The organism is Citrobacter sp. CK199 (assembly GCF_030333285.1).
GTDB classification, from domain to species: domain Bacteria; phylum Pseudomonadota; class Gammaproteobacteria; order Enterobacterales; family Enterobacteriaceae; genus Citrobacter_B; species Citrobacter_B koseri.
Map to the genome: position 1 here is coordinate 681471 of NZ_JAOWGF010000028.1, position 13145 is coordinate 694615.

Genomic DNA, 13145 nt, shown 5'->3' on the forward strand with positions numbered 1-13145 from the left:
CTCCTTAGCGGGTTAAAAAGGCGCGCCAGTGGGCGGCGACTTCAGCAAGCTGTTCACGCGATACGTCCAGATGAGTCACCAGACGCACGATCGGCGACGCGTTAATCAGCACGTCACGCGCCTTCATGTATTCGCCCAGCGCCGCCGCGTTCTCTTCACCAACGCGGACAAACAGCATATTGGTGTCGTGACGCATAACATCCGCGCCGGCTTCACGCAGTTGCTCCGCCATCCAGGCCGCGTTGTCGTGATCGTCCTGTAAACGTGCGACGTTATTTTTCAACGCGTACAGCCCGGCGGCCGCCAGAATACCCGCCTGACGCATACCGCCGCCGGTCATTTTGCGCCAGCGGATGGCGCGCTTAATGTAGTCCTGGTTGCCGACTAACAGTGAGCCTACCGGCGTCCCCAGACCTTTTGACAGGCAAATGGTGAATGAGTCGCAGTATTGAGTAATGTCTTTCAGTTCGCAGCCGTAGGCGACGACCGCGTTAAAAATACGCGCGCCGTCAACGTGTAACGCCAGACCGCGCTCGCGGGTAAATTCCCACGCCTGTTTTAAATATTCGCGCGGCAACACTTTACCGTTGTGGGTGTTTTCCAGACTGAGTAAGCGAGTGCGGGCAAAATGGATATCATCCGCCTTGATCTTCGCGGCGACCTTATCCAGCGGCAACGTACCGTCTGCGGCGGCATCAATGGGCTGCGGTTGAATGCTGCCCAGCACCGCCGCGCCGCCTGCCTCGTACAGATAGTTATGCGCGCCCTGACCGGCGATATACTCTTCGCCGCGTTCACAGTGGCTGAGCAGAGCGACCAGGTTAGCCTGAGTGCCGGTGGGTAAAAAAATCGCCGCGTCTTTGCCAGAAAGCTCAGCGGCGTATTGCTGGAGGGCGTTGACGGTTGGGTCATCTCCGTACACGTCGTCCCCGACCGGGGCGGCCATCATCTCTTCTAGCATGGCACGACTCGGCCGGGTAACGGTATCACTACGTAAATCGATCATTGCACATCCCTATAGTTTAAAAGGCGATGTGCATTGTTTTACCTTAGCCAGTTGGTTTTCGCCAGTTCGATCACTTCATCTCCGCGCCCGCTAATGATCGCGCGCAGCATATACAGGCTAAACCCTTTGGCCTGCTCCAGTTTGATTTGCGGCGGAATGGCCAGTTCTTCTTTCGCCACAACCACATCGACCAGTACCGGACCGTCGATAGACAGTGCGCGTTGCAGCGCCTCGTCGACGTCGGCGGCTTTTTCAACGCGGAGCCCTGTAATGCCGCAGGCTTCAGCGATGCGGGCGAAGTTCGTGTCGTGCAGCTCGGTGCCGTCGGTGAGGTAGCCGCCCGCTTTCATCTCCATTGCCACAAAGCCCAGCACGCTGTTGTTGAAAACAATAATTTTTACCGGCAGCTTCATCTGTACGACAGAGAGGAAATCGCCCATTAGCATACTGAATCCCCCGTCGCCGCACATGGCGATCACCTGACGGCCCGGTTCGGTGGCCTGGGCGCCTAACGCCTGCGGCATGGCATTGGCCATTGAACCGTGGTTAAACGATCCCAGCAGACGGCGCTTACCGTTCATTTTCAGATAACGCGCCGCCCATACGGTCGGCGTGCCGACGTCGCAGGTAAAGATGGCGTCATCTGCGGCGAAATGGCTGATCTGCTGCGCCAGATATTGCGGGTGAATCGCTTTCTCGCTCGGTTTGGCTAAATCATCCAGCCCTTTGCGCGCGTCGCGATAGTGCTCCAGCGCTTTATCAAGGAATTTACGATCGGTTTTTTCTTCCAGCATCGGCAATAACGCGGCGAGCGTGGAGCGAATATCGCCGACCAGCGCCATATCGACTTTACTGTGCGCGCCAATGCTTGCCGGGTTGATATCGATTTGAATGATTTTGGCGTCGGTCGGGTAAAAGGCGCGATAGGGAAACTGGGTGCCGAGCAGGATCAGGGTGTCAGCATTCATCATCGTATGGAAACCGGATGAGAAGCCGATCAATCCCGTCATGCCCACATCGTAAGGGTTATCGTACTCTACATGCTCTTTGCCGCGCAGCGCATGAACAATTGGCGCTTTAATTTTGGCGGCGAATTCCACCAGCTCTTTATGCGCGCCCGCGCAGCCACTGCCGCACATCAGGGCGATATTGCTGGAGTAACGTAATAGCTGTGCCAGTTTTTTCAGCTCTTCTTCGGCCGGGGTCACGATCGGCAGCGGGGCATGATACCAGTGGGTGCTGGCGCTTTCCGGCGCCGGTTTCAGCGCAACGTCGCCCGGCAGCACCACGACGGAGACGCCACGGTTAAGCACCGCTTTACGCATGGCGATCGCCAGTACCTGCGGGATCTGCTCCGGGGTGGAAACCAGCTCGCAATAGTGGCTGCATTCGCGAAACAGCTCTTGTGGGTGGGTCTCCTGAAAGTAGCCGCTGCCGATTTCGCTGGAAGGAATGTGGGCGGCGATAGCCAGAACCGGGACGTGATTACGGTGGCAATCGAACAGACCGTTAATCAAATGCAGGTTGCCAGGCCCGCATGAACCCGCGCACACCGCCAGTTCACCGGTGAGTTGCGCTTCCGCGCCAGCGGCAAAGGCGGCGACCTCTTCATGGCGCGTCGACATCCAGTCAATCGTCCCCATCCGGTTCAGGCTGTCGCTCAGGCCGTTCAGGGAGTCGCCCGTCACGCCCCAGATACGTTTCACGCCAGCCTGTTCAAGTGTTTTTGCAATGTAAGCGGCAACGGTTTGTTTCATGGTTTTCCATCTCCTGTAATGTGATACCGGTTACAAGTTTAGATGAAGATAATCGTTACGCTTTGTCATCACCCCTTATTTTCAGCAGCTATATTTCAACCGACAGAACGCGTAATTTAATGGCAAACCAGCCGGAACCAGGAGTCAATTCAGATGGTTACAACGTTATTAAATGCAGTGAACCGTATGCTGACGCATGAAGATTTTGGCAAGTTTCTGTTACGCCTCGCAGTAGGGGGGCTGATGCTGTTTCACGGCCTGCATAAACTGTTCGACGGTATTGATGGCATTAGCAATATGCTGATTGCAAAAGGATTGCCCGGGTTTATCGCCTATGGCGTGCTGGTGGGCGAGGTGATTGCGCCTTGCCTGATTGTGCTGGGTATTCTTACGCGTCCTGCCGCGCTGGTGCTGGCATTGACGATGGTGGTGGCGTGGTTAATGGTCGGCACCGGGAAAACCTGGCAACTGGACGCCGTCGGCGCATGGGCGATAGAAAGTTTAGTTTATTTCTTTATTGGCGCGCTGGCGGTGGCGTTTCTGGGGGCGGGGCGGTTCTCTGTTGCGGGAAATTCGGCCTGGCGGTGAAGAATTGCCGGATGGCGGCGTAAATGCCTTACCCGGCCTGCCGAAAAATGGCAGGCCGGGTAAGCGAAGCGTCATCCGGCAATGAGAGCTTATGCCAGAACTAAATCGCCCTGCGGATGGCAGGAGCAGGCCAGTACATAACCGTCGGCGATTTCCGCATCGGTCAGCGTCATGGTGCTGCTGACCGTATATTCACCGGAAACCACTTTGGTTTTGCAGCAGCCGCATACGCCAGCACGACATGCCACGGTCACCGGAACTTTATTGCTTTCCAGCGCGTCCAGCAGCGTGGTGCCGACAGGCGCGTAAAACTCCTGCGCCGGTTGCAGTTTGGTGAACTTCAGACCCTCCGTTGCCGCTTCGGCAACTGGTGTAAAGAACTTCTCTTTAAAGAAGCGCGTTACGCCGAGCGCTTTCACTTCCTGCTCAACCATGTCCATATACGGCGCCGGGCCGCAGGTCATGACGGTGCGCGATGCCAGGTCCGGCACGTTTTTCAGTAATTCAGTGGTCAGGCGACCCGCCACGAAACCGTGGGTCGCATTGTTCTCCGCCACCAGCGTGACCGGGTACTGACGCCATTCCTCAGCGAAAATCACATCCTGCGGCGAACGCACGTTGAAGATCACCTGCACATCTGCCTGCGGGCGGTATTTTGCCAGCCAGCGACGCATCGACATAATTGGCGTGACGCCGCAACCGGCCGCCAGCATCAGGAACTTGTCTTCGGCTTTGTCTTCGCAGATAAAGTCGCCCATCGCATCGGACAGCCAGATATAGTCGCCGCGTTTCACCTCGCGGGTTAACCACTGTGAACCTGCGCCTTCATCAATGCGACGGATCGTCAGCGTAATGTACTCGCTCACGCCCGGCGTGGACGAAATGGTGTAGGCCCGCAGCGTATCCGCAGAGTTGCGAACGCTGACCAGCGCATACTGACCGGCACGGTACGGATAGTGATCGTGACACAGTAATGAGAGAGTCCACACATCCGGGGTTTCCTGATGGATGTGATGTACCTGCATCCGCCACGGACACTGAGTGGTTGGCATCGTCATTCTAAAACTCCTTACGCGCTCAACAGTTGCTGCATATCTTCTTCAACGGTGGTGACCTGACGCAGGCCAAATTTCTCGTTGAGGACAGCCAGCAGATCCGGGGTGAAGAAACCTGGCGCAGTTGGCCCGGTCACGATGTTTTTCACGCCCAGAGACAACAGCGTCAGCAGGATGACGATCGCTTTCTGTTCGAACCAGGAGAGCACCAGAGACAGCGGCAGGTCGTTCACGCCACAGCCCAGTTTTTCTGCCAGCGTGACGGCCAGAATGATGGCGGAGTAAGCGTCGTTACACTGACCAGCGTCAACCAGACGCGGCAGACCTTCGATGTCGCCGAATTCCAGTTTGTTGAAGCGGTATTTACCACAGGCCAGCGTCAGAATCAGGCAGTCATCCGGTACGCTGGTCGCGAAATCGGTGAAGTAGTTACGTTCGCCACGCGCGCCGTCACAGCCACCCACCAGGAAGATGTGACGCAGTTTTTCGCGGCTGACCAGGTCGATCAGGCTGTCTGCTGCGCCCAGCAGCGTCTGGCGACCGAAACCAACGGTGATCAGATGCGGGATTTCGCTGTACGGGAAGCCTGCCATCTGCTGCGCCTGAGCGATAACCGGAGAGAAATCTTCGCCTTCCAGGTGGTTTACGCCCGGCCAACCGACGATGCTGCGCGTCCAGATACGGTCGTCATATGCGCCAACGGTCGGGTCAATGATGCAGTTAGAGGTCATCACGATAGGGCCAGGGAAGCGGGCGAATTCAACCTGCTGGTTCTGCCAGCCGCTGCCGTAGTTACCGACCAGGTGTTTGAATTTACGCAGTTCCGGGTAACCGTGCGCGGGCAGCATTTCACCGTGGGTATAGACGTTCACGCCAGTCCCTTCGGTCTGCTCCAGCAGGTTGTACAGATCTTTCAGGTCGTGACCGGAGATCAGGATGCACTTACCTTCAACCGCTTTCACGTTAACCTGAGTCGGGGTCGGGTGGCCGTATTTGGTGGTTTCACCGGCATCCAGGATGCTCATCACTTTGAAGTTCATCTGGCCGATTTCCATAGAACATTCCAGCAGAGCGTTCATATCGGAAGGCCAGGTGCCCAGCCACGCCATGATTTTGTGGTACTGCGCGTAGATGTTGTTGTCATACTGACCCAGAACGTGGGCGTGCTCCATGTACGCTGCCGCGCCTTTCAGGCCATACAGGCAAAGCAGACGCAGGCCGAGGATGTTCTCGCCAATAGCGGCTTTGTCTTTGTTCGGGGTGAACTCGGCGGCCTGACGTTGCAAATCGCCCAGATCGTCGCTGACCAGTTGCAGGTCGGCCATCGGGTTGTTTACCGTAGCGCTTGCATCGATGTTCTGGCACTGCGCTTTCAGCGATTCGCGCAGGGCGATCGCTTCGCGGGCATAGCCGACGATACGCGGAGAATCGAAGTTAACGTTGGTCAGAGTGGAGAAAAATGCACGCGGGGCAAAGTTGTCAACGTCATGATCGATGATGCCATATTCACGGGCTTTAGCAGCCCATGCAGACAGACCTTGCAGGGACGCAATCAGCAGATCCTGGAGATCGGACGTTTCCGCTGTTTTACCGCACATACCCTGCGCGTAGGAGCAGCCGTTCCCCGCCGGAGTACGGATGGTTTGTTCACATTGCACACAAAACATGGTCACACCTTTTTTAAAGTTATATTTAATATACATGTTTAAGGTTATGCCTGCGCGCAAAGGGATAAAAGTGATTTCTTACATAATTTACAGGGAGATTGATTTAGCGCAATTTTGGCGGCAGGGTTCTACCGCCAGGGAGGTATCAGGCTGAGAAAAAGGCCATCAGGATCGGCACCAGCAGGCTGAGGATAAAACCGTGAACGATGGCGGCAGGCACCATCTCCAGACCGCCTGTACGCTGAAGCACCGGCAACGTGAAGTCCATCGACGTGGCGCCGCATAACCCTAACGCGGTGGAGCGACTGCGACGAACCAGACCGGGGATCAGCATAATCGCTATCAGCTCGCGCGCCAGATCGTTAAAGAAAGCGGCGCTGCCAATTACCGGGCCGAACGATTCGGTCAATAAAATGCCGGACAGGGAATACCAGCCGAAACCCGATGCCATTGCCAGCGCGGTTTTGATCGGCAGGCCGAGAATGAGCGCATTGATAACCCCGCCGAGCATAGAGCTGGCGACCACCACCACGGCGACAATCATCCCCCGGCGATTCAGCACAATCTGTTTTAAGGTCATGCCATTGTTTCGCAACTGGATGCCGATCAGGAATAATAAGAAGATCAGCGTATATTCGCTGGCCTCCGTGGCGTGTTTGAGAAATGCCAGCCCGCTGAGGCCAAGCAGAAAACCCAGTACCACGACGCCGCATAATTTAAGTGACTCAAGCGCCATCGCGATACGTGAAGGTAATTTCTCCTGCTGGTGGTTGTGTCGCCACGGTAGCGAACGTTCCAGCCAGAATAATGCCGCGATGTTGCACAGCAAAATAACGGTAATACTGACAGCGGAATAATGAAAAATAGCGAGCAAATTACTGGCGAGATTATCCAGGAACGCCAGGCTGATCCCCATAAAAAAGAGAATGACGTAGACGATCCAGCTTAACAGCCGGTTGATCAGTTTTAATGCGGCCTGATGCTGAAGCGGAATGAGGTAGCCCACAATCAGTGGAACCAAAATGATTAAAAGTCCTGAAAACATGAACAACCGGGTCCTTTATATGCGAGACAGCGCAATGACACTACCCAATAAAGGCGGTCAGGTAAAGGAGCAAAAAAAAGCCGGGTGGCGCTAACGCTTACCCGGCCTGCTTATTGTACTGTACCGCAGGTCGGGTAAGGCGTAGTCGCCACCCGACACCACGGACTTCACTCAATTAATCGCGTTTTTCAAGCAGCGTGCGGTACAGCACGCCACCCAGAATACCGCCGATAATCGGCATCACCCAGAACAGCCACAGTTGTTGTAATGCCCAACCGCCCTGGAAGATCGCAACCGCGGTGCTGCGCGCCGGGTTCACAGAGGTGTTGGTGACCGGAATACTGATCAGGTGAATCAGGGTTAACGCCAGACCAATGGCGATCGGGGCAAAACCCGCCGGGGCGTGTTTGTCCGTCGCGCCATGAATGACCAGCAGGAAACCGGCGGTCAGCACGATTTCAATGACGATGGCGGAAAGCATGGAATAACCGCCAGGGGAATGTTCGCCGTAACCGTTAGAGGCAAAACCGCTGGCAGCGGCATCAAAGCCTGCTTTACCGCTGGCAATCAGATACAGCACCGCCGCGGCAATAATACCGCCGACAACCTGAGCGATAATATAGCCAATGACCTCTTTTGCCGGAAAACGACCGCCAGCCCATAAACCTAATGTCACTGCCGGGTTAAAATGTCCGCCGGAAATATGACCTACGGCGAATGCCATTGTCAGTACGGTCAGACCAAAAGCCAGCGCGACACCCGCAAAACCAATTCCCAGTTCAGGGAATGCCGCAGCCAGAACGGCGCTTCCGCAGCCACCGAAAACGAGCCAGAATGTACCGAAACATTCGGCTGCTAATTTTCTAAACATAACCACCTCAAATAATAAAATTAACCACATTGAATATGCGGCTGTTTTTTTATCGTCATAAAAGGGTGACGACATAATGCAGGAAACTGTATTTTAAGAACGAACGTCACCCAATCACCAGTTAAAAAAATTCAGTTAGTTTGATTTAGGGCAATGTGGTGTGAATCCTTGTTCTGATTTGTCTTAATAAAGAGTGTAGTGCACGGACTTAATGCTGCAATTATCACGCCATGCAACGGATTTTGTCGTTATACTGCGGAAAGGATAAGTTGTTCATTTCTGGAGGATACATGATTCTCGAACGCGTTGAGATTGTGGGTTTTCGCGGGATCAATCGATTATCGTTGATGCTGGAGCAAAACAACGTGCTGATTGGGGAGAACGCGTGGGGGAAATCCAGCCTGCTGGATGCCTTAACTCTGCTGCTGTCGCCAGAATCGGAACTGTATCATTTCATCCGCGAGGATTTCTGGTTTCCCCCCGGAGATATTCAGGGACGTGAACATCATCTGCATATTATCCTCACTTTCCGTGAATCTCAGCCAGGCCGCCATCGGGTGCGTCGATACCGCCCGCTGGAGGCATGCTGGTCTCCCTGTCAGGATGGCTTTCACCGTATTTTCTACCGCCTGGAGGGGGAGAGCGCGGCAGATGGCAGCGTGATGACGCTGCGCAGCTTCCTTGATGGCGACGGCCACCCGCTACCGATCGATGATATTAATCGCCAGGCACACCATCTCATTCGTTTGATGCCGGTACTGCGCCTGCGCGATGCGCGCTTTATGCGACGCATCCGTAACGGTACGGTGCCCGATGTTCCCGATGTTGAAGTTACCGCCTGCCAGCTGGACTTTCTGGCGCGAGAGCTGGCGACCCGTCCGCAGAATTTAACGGACGGACAGATTCGCCAGGGGCTTTCGGCGATGGTACAGCTGCTGGAGCATTACTTTTCCGAGCAAGGCGCGGGGCAATCCCGTCATCGGTTGATGCGTCGCCGTTCGAACAACGAACAGCGTAGCTGGCGCTATCTGGACATTATTAACCGGATGATCGACAAACCCGGCGGCCGCACGCATCGCGTGATCCTGCTGGGGCTGTTCTCCACGCTGTTACAGGCAAAAGGGACGCTGCGGCTGGATAAAGATGCCCGACCATTATTATTGGTTGAAGACCCGGAAACGCGTCTGCATCCGATTATGCTGTCGGTGGCATGGCAGTTGTTGAATCTTTTACCGCTGCAACGTGTGGCAACGACCAATTCCGGCGAGCTGCTGTCGCTGACGCCTGTGGAGCACGTTGTCCGTCTGGTGCGTGAATCTTCACGGGTCGCGGCCTGGCGACTGGGGCCTGGCGGGCTGAGTGCGGAAGATGGTCGCCGCATCGCCTTTCATATTCGTTTTAACCGGGCCTCGTCGCTGTTTTCCCGCTGCTGGCTGCTGGTGGAGGGCGAAACGGAAACCTGGGTTATCAACGAACTGGCGCGCCAGTGTGGGCACCACTTCGATGCCGAAGGGATTAAAGTGATCGAATTCGCCCAGTCTGGCCTGAGACCGCTGGTAAAATTCGCCCGCCGGATGGGGATTGAGTGGCATGTGCTGGTGGATGGCGACGAAGCCGGGAAAAAATATGCCGCAACGGTGCGCGGTTTGCTGAATAACGACCGGGAAGAAGAGCGTGAGCACCTGACGGCATTGCCTGCTCTGGATATGGAACATTTTATGTATCGGTCAGGATTTGCTGATGTCTTTCATCGGGTGGCGCAAATACCGGAAAACGTCCCGATGAATATGCGGAAAATTATTTCGAAGGCGATCCACCGTTCGTCAAAGCCTGATTTAGCCATTGAAGTGGCGATGGAGGCAGGGCGACGCGGCGTTGACGCGGTGCCGACGCTGTTCAAAAAAATGTTCTCCCGCGTACTCTGGCTGGCGCGCGGGAGAGCGGATTAACGGCGAAACAGCCGCGACATCTGTGGCGGAATGCAGTCCAGCAATAGATAGCGACGGCGATATTCGGCGCGTTTTTCAGTGTTTGTTTATTTACCGTTAAGGTTTATCTTCCCACTCTGGTGGATATCTCGGGGAATGTTGGATCGTTATGAAGCTCAAGGGAAAAATGAAAAAGCGCTATCTTCTCATCGCCCTCATTATCATCGTGGCGATGTTTACGCTCTGGCGAACGTTAAATGCGCCGCTACCCCACTATCAAACGCTGATTGTCCGTCCGGGCGACCTTCAGCAGAGCGTGCTGGCGACGGGGAAACTGGATGCGCTGCGCAAAGTGGATGTCGGGGCGCAGGTCAGCGGCCAGCTTAAAACGCTGTCGGTCGCAATTGGCGACAAGGTGAAAAAAGATCAGCTGCTTGGCGTTATCGATCCTGAACAGGCGGAAAACCAGATCAAAGAGGTGGAAGCCACGCTGATGGAATTACGCGCTCAGCGCCGACAGGCTGAAGCCGAGTGGAAACTGGCGCGCGTCACCCTGTCACGCCAGCAACAGCTGGCGAAAACCCAGGCGATTTCGCGACAGGAACTGGATACGGCCGCGACGGAAATGGCCGTCAAACAGGCGCAGATCGGCACGATTGACGCGCAGATTAAACGTAATCAGGCTTCTCTTGATACAGCAAAAACCAACCTGGATTACACCCGCATTGTCGCCCCGATGGCAGGCGAGGTGACGCAAATCACCACTTTGCAGGGACAGACGGTGATCGCCGCTCAACAGGCGCCAAATATCCTGACGCTGGCGGATATGAGCACCATGCTGGTGAAGGCGCAGGTTTCCGAAGCGGACGTTATTCACCTGCGTCCCGGACAAAAAGCCTGGTTTACCGTGCTGGGCGACCCTCAGACCCGCTATGAAGGCGCGCTGAAAGATGTCCTGCCCACGCCTGAAAAAGTGAACGACGCTATTTTCTATTACGCGCGTTTTGAAGTTCCTAACCCGAAAGGGATTTTGCGCCTGGACATGACCGCACAGGTGCATATTCAGCTCACGGACATTAAAAACGTGTTGACGATTCCTCTGGCGGCGCTTGGCGACCCGGTCGGCAATAACCGCTACAAAGTCACGCTGTTGCGTAACGGCGAAACCCGTGAACGCGAGGTGTCGATTGGCGCGCGTAACGATACTGACGTGGAGATCGTCAAGGGACTGGAAGAGGGCGATGAGGTGGTAATCAGCGAGAGCAAACCTGGAGCCGCGCAATGACGGCATTGCTTGAGCTGAGCAATATTCGCCGCAGTTATCCGTCAGGTGAAGAACAGGTCGAGGTGCTGAAGGGCATCTCCCTGCAAATTCATGCCGGAGAGATGGTGGCGATTGTCGGCGCGTCCGGCTCCGGTAAATCGACCCTGATGAATATCCTCGGCTGTCTGGATAAACCCACCAGCGGCACCTATCGGATTGCGGGGCGGGATGTCTCCACGCTCGACAGCGACGCGCTGGCGCAACTTCGCCGCGAACATTTTGGTTTTATCTTCCAGCGTTATCATTTGCTCTCACATCTGACGGCGGCGCAAAACGTTGAGGTACCCGCCGTTTATGCCGGTACGGAGCGCAAACGACGGCTGGAGCGGGCCGAAGAGTTGCTGCAACGGCTGGGGCTGGGCGATCGGGTGGATTATCAGCCTTCGCAGCTCTCCGGCGGGCAACAGCAGCGGGTGAGTATTGCGCGCGCGCTGATGAACGGCGGGCAGGTGATCCTCGCCGATGAACCGACGGGGGCGCTCGACAGCCATTCCGGCGATGAAGTGATGGCGATTCTGCATCAACTGCGCGATCGGGGGCATACGGTCATTATCGTGACCCACGACCCGCAGGTTGCCGCTCAGGCCGAACGGGTGATTGAAATCCACGATGGCGAGATCGTGCGTAATCCGCCGTCGCAGAAAACGCAAGCGGGGCAAGGCATCGCGGAGCCCGTCGTCAAAACGGCCTCCGGCTGGAGCCAGTTTGTCAGCGGATTTCGTGAGGCGCTCACGATGGCGTGGCTGGCGATGGCCGCCAATAAAATGCGCACCTTGCTCACCATGCTGGGGATTATTATCGGGATTGCGTCGGTGGTGTCGATCGTGGTGGTCGGCGATGCGGCAAAACAGATGGTGCTGGCGGATATTCGCGCCATTGGCACCAATACTATCGATATTTACCCCGGTAAAGACTTCGGCGACGACGATCCGCAATATCAGCAGGCGCTGAAATATGACGATCTGAACGCGATTCAGAAGCAGCCGTGGGTAACGTCCGCGACGCCTGCCGTATCGCAAAATCTGCGGCTTCGCTACGGCAACACCGACGTGGCCGCCAGCGCCAATGGCGTCAGCGGCGACTATTTTAATGTCTACGGCATGACCTTTAGCGAGGGGAACACGTTCAACAGAGAGCAGTTGAATGGCCGGGCACAGGTGGTGGTGCTCGACAGCAACACGCGGCGTCAACTTTTCCCCAATAAAGCGAAAGTGGTGGGCGAAGTGATCCTGGTCGGTAATATGCCTGCAACGGTGATCGGCGTGGCCGAAGAGAAACAGTCTATGTTCGGCAGCAGTAAGATCCTCCGCGTCTGGCTGCCGTACAGCACGATGTCCGGGCGGGTGATGGGGCAGTCATGGCTGAACTCCATCACCGTTCGGGTGAAAGAGGGATTTGACAGCGCGCAGGCTGAGCAGCAGCTTACCCGCCTGCTGACGCTGCGCCACGGGAAGAAGGATTTCTTTACCTGGAATATGGACGGCGTCTTGAAAACCGCCGAAAAGACCACACGTACTCTTCAACTGTTCCTGACGCTGGTTGCGGTGATCTCACTGGTGGTAGGGGGGATTGGCGTAATGAACATTATGCTGGTTTCCGTCACTGAACGAACCCGGGAGATTGGCATCCGTATGGCGGTAGGCGCGCGCGCCAGCGATGTGCTGCAACAGTTCTTAATTGAAGCGGTGCTGGTGTGTCTGGTCGGCGGCGCGTTAGGGATCGGGCTGTCGATGCTGATCGCCTTTACGCTACAGATGTTTTTACCCGGCTGGGAAATCGGCTTCTCGCCCGTCGCACTCCTGACGGCGTTCTTGTGCTCGACGTTTACCGGGATACTGTTTGGCTGGTTGCCCGCACGTAATGCGGCACGACTCGATCCGGTAGATGCGCTGGCGCGGGAGTGA

10 protein-coding genes are annotated in these 13145 nt (G+C 55.8%); 4 read left to right on the forward strand and 6 right to left on the reverse strand.

The genetic code is table 11. The annotated features are described in order from the left end of the window. Positions 1 to 4: 4 nt before the first annotated feature. The gene (gene ltaE / locus OGX75_RS18205; RefSeq protein ID WP_058668943.1) at positions 5 to 1006 is read right to left on the reverse strand and encodes a low-specificity L-threonine aldolase; all 1002 of its coding nucleotides are present in this window, start codon (positions 1004 to 1006) and stop codon (positions 5 to 7) included. A 38-nt stretch (positions 1007 to 1044) separates the two neighbouring features. Beyond that, complete coding sequence (poxB, locus tag OGX75_RS18210) at positions 1045 to 2763, reverse strand: ubiquinone-dependent pyruvate dehydrogenase (protein WP_286451379.1); 1719 nt, start codon at positions 2761 to 2763, stop codon at positions 1045 to 1047. A gap of 153 nt (positions 2764 to 2916) precedes the next feature. Between poxB and OGX75_RS18215 the strand changes: the two genes are divergently transcribed. Beyond that, positions 2917 to 3351, forward strand: a complete 435-nt coding sequence (locus tag OGX75_RS18215) for a DoxX family protein (protein ID WP_024130489.1) — start codon at positions 2917 to 2919, stop codon at positions 3349 to 3351. Between the two features lie 89 nt (positions 3352 to 3440). Here OGX75_RS18215 and hcr read toward each other — a convergent pair whose 3' ends face one another. From hcr to aqpZ, 4 genes are all read right to left on the reverse strand, one after another. Beyond that, a complete protein-coding gene (gene hcr / locus OGX75_RS18220) occupies positions 3441 to 4409 on the reverse strand; it encodes an NADH oxidoreductase (protein ID WP_024130488.1) in 969 nt (322 codons plus the stop codon). An 11-nt stretch (positions 4410 to 4420) separates the two neighbouring features. After that, positions 4421 to 6073, reverse strand: a complete 1653-nt coding sequence (hcp, locus tag OGX75_RS18225) for a hydroxylamine reductase (protein WP_286451378.1) — start codon at positions 6071 to 6073, stop codon at positions 4421 to 4423. Between the two features lie 145 nt (positions 6074 to 6218). Continuing rightward, positions 6219 to 7118: a LysO family transporter gene (locus tag OGX75_RS18230; RefSeq protein ID WP_012133055.1), complete on the reverse strand. Its 900-nt coding sequence runs from the start codon at positions 7116 to 7118 to the stop codon at positions 6219 to 6221. 175 nt (positions 7119 to 7293) lie between these two features. Next, positions 7294 to 7989, reverse strand: a complete 696-nt coding sequence (aqpZ, locus tag OGX75_RS18235; protein WP_024130486.1) for an aquaporin Z — start codon at positions 7987 to 7989, stop codon at positions 7294 to 7296. 290 nt (positions 7990 to 8279) lie between these two features. Here aqpZ and OGX75_RS18240 point away from each other — a divergent pair, with 290 nt between their 5' ends. From OGX75_RS18240 to macB, 3 genes are all read left to right on the forward strand, one after another. Then, a complete protein-coding gene (locus OGX75_RS18240; protein ID WP_049009763.1) occupies positions 8280 to 9938 on the forward strand; it encodes an ATP-dependent endonuclease in 1659 nt (552 codons plus the stop codon). 166 nt (positions 9939 to 10104) lie between these two features. Continuing rightward, on the forward strand, positions 10105 to 11202 hold the full coding sequence (macA, locus tag OGX75_RS18245; protein ID WP_371417097.1) for a macrolide transporter subunit MacA: 1098 nt from the start codon (positions 10105 to 10107) through the stop codon (positions 11200 to 11202). After that, complete coding sequence (gene macB, locus OGX75_RS18250) at positions 11199 to 13145, forward strand: macrolide ABC transporter ATP-binding protein/permease MacB (RefSeq protein WP_286451377.1); 1947 nt, start codon at positions 11199 to 11201, stop codon at positions 13143 to 13145. Before macA ends, macB begins: the two co-directional genes overlap by 4 nt.